General features: G+C 57.2%; 12 protein-coding genes. 9 read left to right on the top strand and 3 right to left on the bottom strand.

Going from position 1 to position 15,967, the window contains the following annotated elements; genetic code table 11:
* Positions 1-136: 136 nt before the first annotated feature.
* Genes Q1W15_RS05475 through Q1W15_RS05460 form a run of 4 tightly spaced genes read left to right on the top strand, consistent with a single transcriptional unit; the run spans position 137 to position 5,114 of the window.
* Positions 137-1,447 carry an MFS transporter gene (locus tag Q1W15_RS05475; RefSeq protein WP_300724835.1) on the top strand — a complete coding sequence of 437 codons (1,311 nt, stop codon included), beginning with the start codon at positions 137-139 and terminating at the stop codon, positions 1,445-1,447.
* A 17-nt stretch (positions 1,448-1,464) separates the two neighbouring features.
* Positions 1,465-2,445 carry a D-erythronate dehydrogenase gene (denD, locus tag Q1W15_RS05470; RefSeq protein ID WP_300724833.1) on the top strand — a complete coding sequence of 327 codons (981 nt, stop codon included), beginning with the start codon at positions 1,465-1,467 and terminating at the stop codon, positions 2,443-2,445.
* Positions 2,446-2,479: 34 nt separating this feature from the next.
* Positions 2,480-3,352, top strand: coding sequence for an NAD(P)-dependent oxidoreductase (locus Q1W15_RS05465; RefSeq protein ID WP_300724831.1), 873 nt, complete (start codon positions 2,480-2,482; stop codon positions 3,350-3,352).
* A 22-nt stretch (positions 3,353-3,374) separates the two neighbouring features.
* A complete protein-coding gene (locus Q1W15_RS05460) occupies positions 3,375-5,114 on the top strand; it encodes an IlvD/Edd family dehydratase (RefSeq protein WP_300724829.1) in 1,740 nt (579 codons plus the stop codon).
* Between the two features lie 149 nt (positions 5,115-5,263).
* Here Q1W15_RS05460 and Q1W15_RS05455 read toward each other — a convergent pair whose 3' ends face one another.
* Positions 5,264-6,640 carry an L-serine ammonia-lyase gene (locus tag Q1W15_RS05455; protein WP_300724827.1) on the bottom strand — a complete coding sequence of 459 codons (1,377 nt, stop codon included), beginning with the start codon at positions 6,638-6,640 and terminating at the stop codon, positions 5,264-5,266.
* Positions 6,641-6,998: 358 nt separating this feature from the next.
* Between Q1W15_RS05455 and Q1W15_RS05450 the strand changes: the two genes are divergently transcribed.
* From Q1W15_RS05450 to choV, 3 genes are all read left to right on the top strand, one after another.
* Positions 6,999-7,946: a choline ABC transporter substrate-binding protein gene (locus Q1W15_RS05450; RefSeq protein ID WP_300724825.1), complete on the top strand. Its 948-nt coding sequence runs from the start codon at positions 6,999-7,001 to the stop codon at positions 7,944-7,946.
* 68 nt (positions 7,947-8,014) lie between these two features.
* Positions 8,015-8,860: a choline ABC transporter permease subunit gene (gene choW / locus Q1W15_RS05445; protein ID WP_300724823.1), complete on the top strand. Its 846-nt coding sequence runs from the start codon at positions 8,015-8,017 to the stop codon at positions 8,858-8,860.
* Positions 8,857-10,035, top strand: a complete 1,179-nt coding sequence (choV, locus tag Q1W15_RS05440; RefSeq protein ID WP_300724821.1) for a choline ABC transporter ATP-binding protein — start codon at positions 8,857-8,859, stop codon at positions 10,033-10,035. Before choW ends, choV begins: the two co-directional genes overlap by 4 nt.
* 118 nt (positions 10,036-10,153) lie before the next feature.
* Here the strand turns inward: choV and Q1W15_RS05435 are convergent, their stop codons facing one another.
* Positions 10,154-12,427, bottom strand: coding sequence for a hypothetical protein (locus Q1W15_RS05435; protein ID WP_300724820.1), 2,274 nt, complete (start codon positions 12,425-12,427; stop codon positions 10,154-10,156).
* A gap of 286 nt (positions 12,428-12,713) precedes the next feature.
* Entirely contained in the window at positions 12,714-13,163 is a 450-nt protein-coding gene (locus Q1W15_RS05430) for a hypothetical protein (protein WP_300724818.1), read from the bottom strand.
* Positions 13,164-13,787: 624 nt separating this feature from the next.
* On the opposite strand from Q1W15_RS05430, the gene betI reads away from it, so the two are divergent.
* Both betI and betB read left to right on the top strand, forming a co-directional pair.
* A complete protein-coding gene (gene betI / locus Q1W15_RS05425) occupies positions 13,788-14,384 on the top strand; it encodes a transcriptional regulator BetI (protein ID WP_300724816.1) in 597 nt (198 codons plus the stop codon).
* A gap of 106 nt (positions 14,385-14,490) precedes the next feature.
* Entirely contained in the window at positions 14,491-15,963 is a 1,473-nt protein-coding gene (betB, locus tag Q1W15_RS05420; protein ID WP_300724814.1) for a betaine-aldehyde dehydrogenase, read from the top strand.
* Positions 15,964-15,967 lie beyond the last annotated feature (4 nt).

The raw sequence follows: 15,967 nt of genomic DNA, 5'->3' as shown, positions 1-15,967 counted from the left end.
TCTGAGGAAGCGTCCTCCCCAAAACATAATATTGAATACGTATGACGTATTATGTAAGCTCGCACTCCACAGCGTCCTTGGTGTCGCGTTCAGGCACCACGATTACCTGCCCACAAAAACAAAAAGGATGGGAACGATGAGTGAATCACTGGCTCTGGGAGCCATAGGCGTGCCTGCGGGCGTGTCAGAAGATGCGACATACCGCAAAGTGGCCTGGCGCATCATGCCTCTGCTCTTGGCGTGCTACCTGATGGCCTACCTTGACCGCGTCAACGTGGGCTACGCCAAACTGCAAATGGTCGATGACCTGCAGTTTTCCGATGCGGTCTATGGGCTTGGGGCGGGTATTTTTTTCATCGCCTACTTTCTTGTAGAGATACCCAGCAACCTGATCCTGCATCGCGTCGGCGCACGGGTGTGGATCGCTCGCATCATGATTACCTGGGGTATTTTGTCGGCGTGCATGGCATTCGTCACAACGCCCATGTCGTTTTACGTGCTGCGCTTTTTGCTGGGTTTGGCCGAAGCCGGGTTTTATCCGGGCGTCATCCTTTACCTCTCGTATTGGTTCCCCAGCCATCGGCGCGGCAAGATGTTTGCGCTGTTTGCCAGTGCGGCCCCCATCTCGGGTCTGATCGGTGCCCCGCTCTCCGGCTATCTGATGAGTGCCCTCCACGGCAGCCAGGGTTACTCGGGCTGGCAGTGGCTCTTTGTTATCGAAGGTTTGCCATCGGTGGCCTTGGGTGTGCTGGTGCTCTTTTGCCTGAGCAACCGCATCAGCGAAGCCAACTGGCTGAGCGCTGAACAAAAACAGCTTCTGCAAGCCCGCATCGAGGCCGAAAACCAAGGCCACGAACACCGCAGCTTGCGAGACGTGTTCTTCCATCCGCGTGTGTGGCTGCTCACAGCGATCTACTTCTGCCTGATCGCTGGCTACTACACCGTGGCCTTCTGGTTACCCACGCTTGTTGCTCAGGCCGGGGTCACCGACATGATGGACATCGGCCTGCTCACGGCCATCCCCTACGGCGCAGCCGTGATCACCATGTTGCTGGTTGCACGCAATGCCGACCGCCTGCGCGAGCGCCGCTGGCACTTGGCGCTCACCTGCATCGTCGGCGGGGTCGGCATGATTATCTCGGCCATCTGGAGCGACAGCCTGGTCATGTCGATGATCGGGCTGACCATCGGAGCCATGGGCGCGTTGAGCACGCTGCCCCTGTTCTGGCCCCTGCCCACCGCCTTTCTAAGCGGGACTGCCGCCGCTGCGGGCATCGCACTGATCAACTCCTTCGGCAACCTCGCCGGCTTCGTTTCGCCCTACCTGATGGGCCTGCTCAAAGAACTCACGCAGAGCACCAGCATGGGCATGTTCATCATGGCCAGCGCGCTGTTCGTAGGGGCTGCACTGGTATTTCTCATCCCTGCAAAACTTGTTAACCGCTGAAAGGTTAGGAGCATTCCATGAATATTTTGGTGACTGGCGCGGCGGGGTTTCTTGGCCGCCGCCTGATCGATGCGCTGCTGGAGCGCGGCTCGCTCACAGATCGAGATGGCGTGCAGCGCAACATCGACCGCATCATTGCCCTGGACGTTGTCGCGTTGCCGGACCTGGGCGACCCGCGCGTCCATGCGCTGTGCGGTGACCTGAGTGAGGCCTCGGTGCAGCAAGCGCTGCGCACCGCGACGATCGACAGCGTGTTCCACCTGGCCGCTGTCGTTTCGAGCCAGGCCGAACAAGAGTTCGAACTGGGCATGCGCGTCAACTTCGCTGCCGCGTACGAGTTGCTTGAAATGTTCCGGGGCTTGGGCACTTGCCCTAAATGGGTCATGACCAGTTCCGTGGCCGTGTTCGGTGGTGACTTGCCCAGCGTGGTTGAAGACCAGCACGTGTGGGCCCCTCAGAGTTCCTACGGCACTCAGAAGGCAATGGCTGACCTGCTTTTGGCGGATTACAGCCGCCGGGGTTACATCGATGGCCGCAGCCTGCGAATGCCGACCATCGTGGTACGGCCCGGCAAACCCAACAAGGCGGCGTCGAGCTTCGCCAGCGGGATCATCCGCGAACCTCTGAACGGCCTGCCCAGTGTTTGCCCGGTTCCGCTGGAGACCTCGTTGTGGCTGATGTCACTCGCACAAGCCATCAGCAACCTGATTCATGCCCATGAATTGCCGGGCACTCAGTTGACCGCCGGGCGGGTGATCAACCTGCCGGGCCTGTCGATTACGGTTGAACACATGATCGATGCCCTGCGGCGTATTGCCGGTGATGCCGTGGCACAGCGCATTCAACTGGCGCGCGACCCGGCCATCGAGAAGCTGGTGCAAACCTGGCCTGGCGCATTCAATGCCACCTATGCCAAGCACTTGGGCTTTACCGCCGACCATGACTTCGCTGACGTGATAGAGCAATTCATCGCTCAATACCCGCCCCAGGGTGCCTGAACATTTCCAGCTTGAACTCTCGGAGGTAGAGACCATGAACATTGCTTTTCTGGGTACGGGGTTAATGGGCGCACCGCAGGTCCGCCGATTGTTGCAGGCAGGCTTCGCCGTCACGGTATGGAACCGCAGCCCGGCCAAGGCGCAAGCCCTGGTCAAGGAGGGTGCCCACTGGTGCGCAACACCGGGTGAAGCCGCCACCGGCGCGCAAGTGGTCATCACAATGCTGGAAAACGGTGCCGTGGTTAGCCAGGTACTGTTCGACAACGGCGTCACCGACGTTTTAGCGCCGGGGGCGGTTCTGATCGATATGAGTTCGATCAAACCGCAACAAGCCCGCGACCACGCTCAGCGCTTGCATGCGTTGGGTTTTGAGCACCTTGACGCACCGGTGTCGGGCGGGGTCATCGCCGCCGAGCAAGGCACGCTGGCCATCATGGTGGGCGGGGACGTGGGCGCATTTGAGCAGGTCCAGCCCGTGTTGGCGGCCATGGGCCGTGCTACACGAGTGGGCCCGGCAGGCGCGGGCCAGTTGGCCAAACTGGCCAACCAAATCATTGTCGGGATCACCATCGGTGCCGTATGCGAAGCCCTGCAATTGGCCCAGCGCGGGGGCGCCGACCCTGCGCTGGTGCGCGAGGCCATTCAGGGCGGCTTTGCGCAGAGCCGCGTGCTCGACCTGCATGGCCAACGCATGATCGACCGCGATTTCACCACCCGGGGGCGGGCCACCATGCAACTCAAAGACCTGGATAACGCCCTGGAAGCTGCCGCTGATTCGCAATTTATCGCGCCGTTGACCCAAAACGTCCGCGCGCTGTTTGCCGACCTCATCGAGCGCGAGGGTGAAGTCGACCACAGCGGGTTGTGGTTACAGCTCGAACACCTCAACCACCTTGACCACGCCTAACAATAAATTAAGAGGGCCCGTGATGAATCCGCCAAAGACCCCCCTGCGATCCGCGCAATGGTTCGGCACCGCCGACAAAAACGGCTTCATGTACCGCAGTTGGATGAAGAGCCAGGGCATCCCCGACCATGAGTTCCAAGGCAAGCCAATCATTGGTATCTGCAACACCTGGTCGGAGCTGACGCCCTGTAACGCGCATTTTCGCAAAATAGCCGAGCACGTTAAAAAAGGTGTCCTTGAAGCCGGTGGCTTCCCGGTCGAGTTTCCGGTGTTTTCCACCGGCGAATCCAACCTGCGCCCCACGGCGATGCTCACGCGCAACCTGGCCAGCATGGACGTCGAAGAAGCCATTCGCGGCAACCCGATTGATGCCGTCGTGCTTCTGACAGGCTGCGACAAAACCACCCCGGCCCTGCTGATGGGAGCCGCCAGTTGTGACGTACCGGCGTTGGTGGTGACGGGCGGACCGATGCTCAACGGCAAGCACAAAGGCAAAGACATCGGCTCGGGCACCGTCGTGTGGCAGATGCACGAAGCCTATAAAGCCGGGCAGATCAACCTGGATGAATTTCTTTCTGCAGAAGCCGGCATGTCCCGCTCGGCAGGCACCTGCAACACCATGGGCACAGCATCCACCATGGCGTGCATGGCCGAATCGCTGGGAACCTCCTTGCCGCATAACGCGGCAATCCCGGCGGTCGATTCGCGCCGCTATGTGCTGGCGCATCTTTCGGGTATGCGCATCGTCGATATGGTTCGCGAAGATCTGCGCTTGTCGAAAGTCCTGACCAAAGCCGCTTTCGAAAATGCCATCTGCATCAATGCGGCAATCGGCGGCTCGACCAATGCGGTCATCCACCTTAAAGCGATCGCAGGGCGCATCGGTGTTGACCTGAACCTGGAGGACTGGGACCGCATTGGCCGCAATGTTCCCACGCTGGTCGATCTGCAACCTTCCGGGCGTTTTCTGATGGAAGACTTTTATTACGCCGGCGGTCTGCCGGCCGTCATCCGCCGCCTCGGTGAAGCCGGGCGCCTACCCAACCCGGATGCGCTGACCGTCAATGGCCAGAGTCTTTGGGCCAATTGCCAGGCGGCACCGCAGTACAACGATGAGGTCATTCGCCCGTTGAGCACGCCGTTGGTGGAAAACGGCGGGCTTTGCATTCTGCGCGGCAACCTCGCGCCCCGTGGGGCCGTACTCAAACCTTCGGCGGCGACGCCTGCTTTAATGCAGCACCGAGGACGCGCAGTGGTGTTCGAGAATTTCGACGACTACAAATTGCGCATCGTTGACCCGGCACTGGACGTGGACGAAACCTGTGTGCTGGTGCTGAAAAATGCCGGCCCCAAGGGTTATCCAGGCATGGCCGAGGTGGGCAACATGGGCCTGCCACCGAAAGTGTTGGCCAAAGGCATCACCGACATGGTGCGTATCTCCGATGCGAGAATGAGCGGCACCGCCTACGGTACCGTGGTGCTGCACGTCGCACCCGAAGCGGCCGCAGGCGGGCCACTGGCAGCCGTCAAAAACGGTGATTTCATCACCCTCGACTGTGCCGCAGGAAGCCTGCACCTGGAGATAAGCGACGCCGAGTTGCAAACACGCCTGCAGAACCTGCAACCGGACACCAGTGCAGGCATCTTCAATAGCGGCTACGCGCGGCTCTATGTCGACCACGTGCTACAGGCCGATGAAGGCTGTGACTTCGACTTCCTGGTGGGGTGCCGTGGTGCCGCCGTGCCCCGCCACTCGCATTAAGCACCGCACAGCCGAACACCCTTTCTAAACAAAAAACCGGAACGGCCCTTGATCGCTTGGCGTGAGGGCCGCGCCCCACTCACGCACACAACCGGCGCGCATTGGCACGCTCCAACGGCTGGGTTGCCCTGCTTTGAGCAAAAGAGCCCTCAACACTCCACCGCACTGACCGCCAGGCCGCCGCGCGAGGTCTCTTTGTATTTGTCGTGCATGTCGGCCCCGGTGTCGCGCATGGTGCGAATCACCCGGTCCAGCGAGATAAAGTGCTGACCGTCACCGCGCAGGGCCATCTGCGCAGCGTTGATGGCTTTCACCGCAGCAATGGCGTTGCGTTCGATACACGGCACTTGCACCAGCCCACCCACCGGGTCGCAGGTCAGGCCCAAGTTGTGTTCCAGGCCAATTTCAGCCGCGTTGCACAACTGCTCGGGCGTGGCACCAAGGATTTGCGCCAGTCCCGCTGCCGCCATGGCACACGCCGAGCCGACCTCCCCCTGGCACCCCACTTCAGCGCCCGAAATGGAGGCGTTCTTTTTGCACAAAATGCCAATGGCCGCTGCGCTCAGCAAGTAGTCGACCACATGGGCTTCATTGACCTCATCGCTGAATTTCACAAAGTAATGCAGCACCGCCGGGATGATGCCCGCCGCGCCGTTGGTCGGAGCCGTGACCATGCGCCCGCCCGCGGCGTTTTCTTCGTTGACCGCCAAGGCAAACAGGTTGACCCATTCCATTGCGCTCAGTGTTGAGCCGATCACGTTGGGTTTGCCCAACTCCAGCAAACTGCGGTGCAGGCGCGCCGCGCGTCGCCGTACGTGCAGGCCGCCAGGCAGGATGCCTTCGTGCTGAAGCCCTTGTTCCACGCAATCTTGCATGGCGCGCCAGAGCGTCATCAAGCCCGTGCGAATGTCATCTTCACTGCGCCACGTGCGCTCATTGGCCATCATCAAGTCGGCCACGCTCAGGTGGTGCGTGCGGCACAACTCCAACAATTGCGCAGCGCTACTGAAGTCATACGGTAACGCGGTGAGGTCCGTGTCCAGCACACCGCTGGCCGCTTGCGCGGCGTCCACCACAAACCCGCCGCCCACCGAGTAGTACGTGTCGCGATGCAACTCGCCTTGTGCGGATTCCGCCACCAGCGTCATGGCGTTGGGGTGAAACGGCAGGTTTTCGTCGATCAGGCGCATGTCGCGCGACCACACGAAGGGAATCGCCCAGTTGCCGTCGAGCTGCAACGTCTGGTGTTCGTGCACGTCTGAAATGCGCGGGGCGATTTGCGATGGGTCGATAGCATCCGGCCATTCACCCATCAGGCCCATGATCACGGCATTGTCGCTGCCATGCCCGATGCCGGTGGCCGACAGCGATCCATACAACTGCACTTCAATGCGCTGAACCTGCCGCAGTTGGTCGCGCTCACGCAAGCCCTGCACAAACAGCGCTGCCGCCCGCATCGGGCCCACGGTGTGCGAGCTGGAAGGGCCGATACCAATCTTGAAAAGATCAAACACGCTGATAGCCATGAACACGAACCTTTTAAGTGGGTACGCGCAGCATGGGCTGTTTCGGGCGGGCTAAAACGTCCAGCAACGACGCGCCATTACCTGCCAGCGCCCTTGCCGTTTTATACGGATCAGACGGGCTGAAAAAGCGATTTTGCGTGTAAGAAAATCCATATACGACCTCCCGAGTACCAGATACGACTTCCCCTGTACTGGATACGACGCCCCCAGTAGGCGTTTGAATTTCACTGTTACATGATCCGTCTCGACTCGATTGCAAGAAGTGTTGGCAAACCGCCAGCCGGGCATCGCCCCAACCGCAACTGATACGTGTGGTTTTCGATTCGAGAACCGCTACCCAGAACACAGGAGTCGCTCCATGAAACAGTCCCCATCGTTGTTGTTGGCTGCGCTATTGAGTCTGCCCGTGATTGTCCAGGCCGCCGAACCCGCGCAGTGCAGCACCGTTCACTTCTCCGATGTCGGCTGGACCGACATCACCGTCACGACGGCAGTGACCAGCGAGGTGCTCAAGGCACTCGGCTACACCCCCAAAACCACCATGATTTCGGTACCCGTCACCTACAAATCCCTGGCCGACGGCAAGAACATGGACATCTTCCTCGGCAATTGGATGCCGACCATGGAAAACGACATCAAGCAGTACCGCGATGCCGGCACCGTCGAAACCGTGCGCGCCAACCTGGAGAACGCCAAGTACACCCTCGCCGTGCCCGAAGCGCTGTACAACAAGGGCCTGAAAGACTTCGCCGACCTGCCCAAGTTCAAGAAGGAACTGGGTGCCCGGATTTATGGCATTGAGCCGGGCAATGACGGCAACCGCATGATTCAAACCATGATCGACAAGAACGCCTTCGGCCTTAAGGACGCGGGTTTCAAAATGGTGGAGTCCAGCGAAGCCGGCATGTTGTCGCAGGTGGATCGCGCGCAACGCCGAGGCACCGATGTGGTGTTCCTGGGCTGGGAACCGCACCCGATGAACACCCGCTTCAAACTGAAATACCTGACCGGCGGCGATGACTTCTTTGGCCCCAATTACGGCCAGGCCACCATCTACACCAACACCCGCAAAGGCTACAGCCAGGAATGCCCGAACGTCGGCGCGTTGCTGAGCAACCTGGTGTTCACCCTGGACATGGAAAGCACCCTGATGGGCAAGGTGCTGGATGACAAGATCAAGCCAGAGGTGGCCGCCAGGGCCTGGCTCAAACAGAACCCTCAGGTGCTCGACACCTGGCTGGCGGGCGTAACCACCCTTGACGGCAAGCCCGGGCTTGCCGCCGTCAAGGCCAGCCTCGCGCAGTAATCGCCGGTATCGGGCGGCACAGCCTCCCGGTGCCCTTTCACTCCTCCTGCATGCGGACGTTCACTACCATGCTGATCGATCAAAAATTGCCACTGGGCGAGTACATCGCAGGCTTCGTGGACTGGCTGACCAAAAACGGCGCATCCACCTTCGACGCCATCGCCAGTACGCTTGAAGCGATGATTCACGGTCTGACGTTTACCCTGACCTGGTTCAACCCGTTTGTGTTTATCGGGCTCATCGCCCTGTTTGCACACATGATTCAACGTAAATGGGGGCTGACGGTCTTTGTCGCCCTGTCCTTTCTGCTGATCTTCAACCTGGGGTATTGGCAAGAGACGATGGAAACCCTGGCGCAGGTGCTGTTCGCCACGATTGTGTGCGTGATCATCGGCGTGCCAATGGGCATTCTCGCCGCACACAAACCGGCGGTTTACACCTGCATGCGACCCGTGCTCGACCTGATGCAAACCGTGCCGACGTTCGTGTACCTGATCCCGACCCTCACCCTGTTCGGGCTGGGCGTGGTGCCGGGGCTGATCTCAACCGTGGTGTTCGCCATTGCCGCGCCGATCCGCCTGACCTACCTGGGCATCCGCGACGTACCGCACGAGCTGCTCGATGCCGGCAAAGCATTCGGCTGTTCACGACGCCAATTACTCACCCGTATTGAACTGCCCCACGCCATGCCGAGCATCGCCGCGGGCATCACCCAATGCATCATGCTGTCGTTGTCGATGGTGGTGATCGCCGCGCTGGTAGGGGCTGATGGTTTGGGCAAACCGGTGGTCAACGCACTTAACACGGCCGACATTGCCCTGGGCTTTGAAGCCGGGCTGGCGATTGTATTGCTGGCCATCATGCTCGACCGGATCTGCAAGCAGCCGGACGCAAAAAAAGGAGCCGACGCATGAGTATTATTCGCTTCGATAACGTGGATGTGATTTTTGCCAGAGACCCGCGCGAGGCGCTGGGCCTGTTGGACCAAGGCCTGTCGCGGGATCAGATCCTGAAGAAAACCGGGCAAATCGTCGGTGTCGAAAAAGCCAGCCTGGACATCGACAAAGGCGAAATCTGCGTGCTGATGGGCTTGTCCGGTTCGGGCAAATCCAGCCTGCTGCGCTGTATCAACGGCCTCAATACCGTTAGCCGCGGCCAGCTCTTTGTGGAGCATGAAGGCCGGCAGATCGATATCGCCTCGTGCACCCCGGCCGAACTGAAAATGATGCGCACCCAGCGCATCGCCATGGTGTTCCAAAAGTTTGCCCTGATGCCGTGGCTGACGGTGCGCGAAAACATCAGCTTTGGCCTCGAAATGCAGGGCCGCCCCGAAAAGGAGCGGCGTAAGCTGGTGGACGAAAAGCTGGAACTGGTGGGCCTGACTCAATGGCGCAATAAAAAACCGGATGAGCTCAGCGGCGGCATGCAGCAGCGCGTAGGCCTGGCCCGTGCGCTGGCGATGGACGCCGATATTTTGTTGATGGACGAACCGTTCTCCGCCCTCGACCCGTTGATCCGCCAGGGCCTGCAGGACGAACTGCTGGAACTGCAACGCAAACTCAGCAAGACCATCGTGTTTGTCAGCCATGACCTGGACGAAGCACTGAAACTGGGCAGCCGCATTGCCATCATGAAAGACGGCAAGATCATTCAGTACAGCAAGCCTGAAGAAATCGTGCTCAACCCGGCTGACGACTATGTGCGCACCTTCGTCGCCCACACCAACCCCCTCAACGTACTGTGCGGGCGCAGCCTGATGCGCCCGCTGGACAGTTGCAAACGCATCAACGGGTCAGTGTGCATTGACCCGGGCGATGACTCCTGGATTGACCTGGCGGAAGGCAACACCATCAAAGGCGTGCGTCAGGGCACAGGCGAACTGGACTTGCAGCATTGGCACAGCGGGCAGGCCGTCGAAAGCCTGGGCCGTCGCCCCACGCTGGTGGACAGCAGCATTGGCATGCGCGACGCACTGCAAATTCGCTACCAGACCGGCAATAAACTGGTGCTGCACGACAATCAAAAAGTGGTGGGCATCCTCGGTGATACCGAGCTGTATCACGCGTTACTGGGCAAGAATCTGGGGTAAACGCGGCCTCTCCCTGACCCTCTCCCAAGAGAGGGCTAGCAGGCGTGAGGGGTTAATCAAAGTGGCGGCAGCTTTGCCGATGCCCAGCGTGTCACCGTCATGCTTGAACGCCACGTGATCAAGAGAATGACCAGGCTTTGGCAACTTCCTTGCTGTAGTGCGTCGTAACGTAATCATTGAGCAGTACTTTCAATGCCTCGTTAGCATGGTTGAAGTTTTCCGGGCTCGGCTCTTTCTCATAATTTTTAGCTTGGCTTGTCAGGCGATTAACGGAGCCTTGGAGGGTGTCATTAAGCCCCCGCATTGTGTTGAGCTCTCGCATCAGCAGTGAGTTTTCCGGCGACGAGGCAATGTTTTTAATCAGCGAGCCGAAATCCTTTTCATGGTCTTTTACGTAGCTATCCCACCACGTGCTGTCATCCAGACTCAATCGCTTGCGTGCCGTCGGCAAAATAAACTCAAGCGACTCAGTACCCAATTGCTCACTGAGCAGTGTTTGTTCAGACAAGGTGTCCTCAAGACTGATTTGACCTGCGACACTGACAGGTAAAGACGCCTCTAAACGATTTTCCTTGGTAACAAACTGCTGATTCAACAGCACGGTGGGGCCGTGATCGTTTAACTTCATCAAGCAGGTATTGGAGAGGCCGTGAGCTTGACGGAACATAATCCCCCCCAATGTCGATGTCACAGAGGCAAGAGAAAACGTGACCAGCGGCGTCGCCAAACCGCTCAGTGCTGTTTGGATCGCAGACTCCAGCGTCTCCATCGTTTTTAGTTGCCCATGAGTCGTCAACTCCAAATAATCACCGCTGAGATGTGGATCATCATCCTTGACTTTAATAAACTTCGCGGTTACCCCTGCATCCGCTTTCGCGATGTGATTGAGTTCGAGCCGTTTTTGTGGCGCAGCGGTTGTGATGTGTTTATCAGCTTTAACTTTATAGGTTTTAAGCTCGTGGGGGCGCAATATAAATGCATGCTCTGCCAATAGCTTTCGAATCTCCTTATCCGACGCCCCATCAATCTGATTATTTAACTTTAGTGCGGCGTATTGTGCTTGCAAGCCCTTGGAGGTCATTTTAATTTTTGCCAGTGTTTCTCGCATAACCGGCGGCGCAGTATTTGCGCAAACCTGACGCGTATAAGCGTCGCTGCTGCTCTGAACATGCTGCTTTAGGGCACTGATTAATGCCTTGGCATCCATTGTTTGAGGCCCCAGTGCAAGAATGGACTTGGCGGCAGCAGGATGAGCATCCGCCACTTCTATAGCGTCCAGTACTTTATACTTTTTTGATGACTTGATTTCGACGTCCACGCTGGCACTTGCCTTTATCGCTTCGAAAGCATTCAACGACAGGGACGCCCCTTTATTTATAATAGTTCCAGTTTCGGTTTCGAGCGGGACGGCCAAGGCCTGGAAGGCGTTAAGGGTAATGTCGGGTGTATCAAGCGATACCAATTTATCACGAATGAACGGCTGACTCATATTGGCCATAAACAAATCACTCTCAAAATGCGTTGCTATCTCAAGGAGATCGCGCATATTAAGCAGGGTGGCAGACTTGCTCTGATCGAGCCAACTGGATATCAGTGTGCTGTTGGCATTGACGTAATCGCTCAGCGTTTCATATTTCTGGCTCTCGAATTTTTTCAACTCAAGATGGCCTTCCACTTTCAACAACTCTGAGAGAGAGGCCTTCAGGTTGACACCAATACCGTCGGTTGTCGTTTTGATGATGTATTTCGCAGGCGTTGAGGTGAGCGTTGTATCGGTGGCGTAATATACATCCGTCGAAACAGTTTTCAGCGGGTCTAGAGGAACTTTCAGGCCCACTTTACTGGCCTTTAAGAGTGACCCACCGTCCTCTATATAGCGCTGCATACCCTGGAGTTTTGCATCAAGATGGTTTTTTAGATCGAGGCCTATTGCCGCGCGAAACTGCCATTTCAAAGCACGGGCCAATACGTGACTCTCCGGGGACCTTCGCCCCTTCAGCGCCTCGTCTTTATCAAAAAAATGCTCCGCTTGCCGAGTGAAATTATAAGCGTTGATCAACGTTGCCTTGTCCAGCTTTCCGGAAGGCTGCCCCGCCATGATTTTTTCATGAAGGCGTTCAAATCGCTGGAGCGTATCGCCAGCAGGTGAGTGTGATTTGATTTCCCTCATAAGCGTATCAGCAATCTGTTGAGTGCTGGTCAGCGTGGTAAAACTTGGTTGCGATGCGCCGGCGTTCGTTAACCTTAAATGTTCGGTTAACGGTTTGGTCTCGATATTGAGCGTGGCAGCAGCGTTAACCAGCTGGTTTTCTGAACGCATCGGTACCGTGCCGATGGCCGATAAAGGAGTGACAACGGGAGCGGGAGTATTGGTTTTGGTTTCGACGCGCATAAGAGGTTTTTCGGTCATTGATTAGCGAGTGTGAACGCTTAAAAACTCATCTACCAAAAGAATAATATTATTTCTGGTAGGGTGCTTCAGCGTCGATATCATGGCTCTGAATGCTTGATCATTCTGATGTAATTTAAACGCCATGGCGGATGAGTAAAGTGGGCTGTCGAAGAAAAAATCATGCTCTTGGGTGCCCCTGTGACACTGAACACTGGAGACATCCTGAAGCAATATCAGCAGTTGCTTGTTACTGTACTCAATTGTAAACACGGGATGACTGGATAGGTTAAGTGCGAACGCATGTGAAATCTGTGAAGGCAGAGCGTTTTGCGCTTGCTGTATAAGACGGCGGGTGTCTAGTCGCGTCATAGGCGGTATTGTCCAGAGCCTTCTTGAAGGCGGAGGTTACATCCAGGAAATGTTCAATGTATTGAAGCGTGCATTTTTGATTTTTATGAGAGGCCATAAACCCCATGATTTTAAGTTCCAGGTCATTCGTATCGACTATTATAAAATGAAGACACAAAGAAAGCGCAAAAGTATCTAAAGTAGACGGTGGTGGTTTTTTAAGGTTCTGACAATGCCGAATGATCACAAAATAATTTTTATACTGAATGGAGCAGGTGTCTCCGTCGCGTGTTTCCAACAGTAATGTGTTATTTTCCAGTGTTGTGTAAATATCGTAATGCTCAGACAAATAGCCTTGCAATTGAATGAGTGGCGAAGGGTAAGACATGCGCGGGCTCGACGCGCAGGTTAATGTTCTTAAGTTACGATGTGATAAACAATTCATATGTCACGCCCTGAAATCGGCCATCTACAGATTCTGGTTAACGGATTTAAATACCTGATGCGTTAGTGGTTGGCTTTTACTATTTAAGCGAAATGAAAACTTTTCTTTTTGTGACAGTCCCTCTACATCCAAAAAGTATATTTTTTCTGTAAATGGCGATCATCCAATCTCATTGAATAAACCTGCCGAAGGTATCGCACTATATTACAGGCACCCTTTCATGGAGAGGTTATGTCCCTATCCCGACCAGCCTCCCCTGTCGCTTTGAGGCCGTCTGGACGTGTTGGCCTTTCACATTTAGGCGCGGTAGCCGCCAGGGAGCAACGGTCGGGTGATATAAAGGCACCGCTGAAAACCCGGATATCAGCCCCACCCCAGGGAAATACGGGTTACGGCCTATCAACCGTGTCGTTTTACGCCATTTATGTGTGAGGAAGCGGCATTTTTCGCGACGCCCTGTCGCAGTGCTTATTTTTATTGATTGAACGTTCAATCAATTTAAAATAGACTGGCTGCCGTTCCGTGATCATTTCTTGCACTGTTCGCCGGCCCAGGAGAAAGCCCCCAATGCCTAAGGTCGGTATGCAACCCATTCGTCGCCAACAGTTGATCGAAGCCACATTGACGGCCGTCGATCAGGTGGGCATGGCGGATGCCAGCATTGCGCTGATTGCCCGTTTGGCCGGTGTGTCGAACGGCATCATCAGCCACTACTTTCAGGACAAAAACGGTCTGATTGCCGCCACCATGCGGTACCTGATGAACGTCTTGATCGAAAACGTCGCCGAACGCCGCAAAGCGCTGGCCGATGACAGCCCACGCGCCCACCTGATGGTGATTGTCGAAGGCAACTTCGACGCCAGCCAGGTGAATGGCCCGGCGATGAAAACCTGGCTGGCCTTTTGGTCTGCCAGCATGCATCAACCGTCGCTGCACCGGTTGCAGCGCATCAACGACCACCGTTTGTATTCCAATCTGTGCTGCCAATTCCGCCGGTCTCTGCCGCTGAAAGATGCCCGTCATGCCGCACGCGGCCTGGCAGCGCTGATTGATGGTCTATGGTTGCGGGGTGCCTTGTCGGGCGATGCGTTCGACACGCAACAGGCGCACCGGATCTGCTACGAGTACATGGACCTTCAACTGGCGAAGAAACAAGCGTGTTAAGCCCCAATGCGCTTAACCCTTGAACTGTTCAGCGTCTGAGTTGCCCCAGTTAAAAGGCACCTGACGCTCGACCAACGCCCACCCCACTCTGCACTTGCGAGGACTTATGGCCCGTTTCGAACTGCAAAAACTCTACATCGACGGTGGCTACACCGACGCCGGTAGCGCCGCTACTTTCGATGCCATCAACCCGGCTAACGGGGACATCCTGGCGCAAGTGCAACGTGCCACCCAAGAAGACGTTGAGCGCGCCGTGGTCAGCGCTGAAAAAGGCCAGAAAATCTGGGCCGCGATGACCTCCATGGAGCGTTCGCGCATCCTGCGCCGTGCCGTTGACATCCTGCGTGAGCGCAACGATGAACTGGCCGCCCTGGAAACCCTGGACACCGGCAAGTCGTACTCCGAAACCCGCTACGTCGATATCGTCACCGGTGCCGACGTGCTGGAGTACTACGCGGGCCTGGCACCTGCCATTGAAGGCGAGCAAATCCCGCTTCGCACCACCTCGTTCGTGTACACCCGTCGCGAACCGTTGGGCGTTGTGGCCGGTATCGGTGCGTGGAACTACCCGATCCAGATCGCCCTGTGGAAATGCGCACCGGCCCTGGCCGCCGGCAACGCGATGATCTTCAAGCCCAGCGAAGTGACCTCGCTGACCACCTTGAAGCTGGCTGAAATCTTCACCGAAGCCGGCCTGCCCGACGGCGTGTTCAACGTATTGACCGGCAGCGGCCGTGAGGTCGGCACCTGGCTGACCGAACACCCGCGCATCGAGAAAATCTCGTTCACCGGCGGCACCGACACCGGTAAAAAAGTCACGGCCAGCGCCACCAGCTCGTCCCTCAAAGAAGTGACCATGGAGCTGGGCGGCAAGTCGCCGCTGATCATTTTCGACGATGCCGACCTCGACCGCGCCGCCGACACCGCGATGATGGCCAACTTCTACAGTTCGGGCCAGGTGTGCACCAACGGCACCCGCGTGTTCGTGCCAACCGCACTCAAGGCGGCGTTTGAAGCCAAGATCCTGGAGCGCGTGGCGCGCATCCGCATCGGTAACCCCGAAGACGAAAACACCAATTTCGGCCCGTTGGTCAGCTTTGACCACATGGAAAGCGTGCTGAACTACATTGCCAAAGGCAAAGAAGAAGGTGCCCGCCTGCTGTGCGGCGGCAAACGCCTGACCGAAGGCGCGCTGGCCAAAGGGGCCTACGTGGCACCCACGGTATTCACTGACTGCACCGACGAGATGACCATCGTCAAAGAAGAAATCTTTGGCCCGGTGATGAGCATCCTGACGTACGACAGCGAAGAGGAAGTGATCCGCCGCGCCAACGACACCGAATTCGGCCTGGCCGCCGGTGTGGTCACCCAAGACCTGAACCGCGCCCACCGCGTGATTCATCAACTGGAAGCGGGTATCTGCTGGATCAACGCCTGGGGCGAGTCCGACGCAAAAATGCCGGTGGGTGGCTACAAGCAGTCGGGTATTGGCCGTGAAAACGGCATCAGTTCCCTGGCGCAGTACACCCGGATCAAATCCGTGCAGGTCGAGCTGGGCGAATACGTTTCGGTGTTCTAAATCC

Origin of the sequence: Pseudomonas sp., assembly GCF_030150285.1 — a bacterium.
Classification (GTDB): domain Bacteria; phylum Pseudomonadota; class Gammaproteobacteria; order Pseudomonadales; family Pseudomonadaceae; genus Aquipseudomonas.
This window is presented reverse-complemented; position numbering and strand designations above follow the sequence as displayed.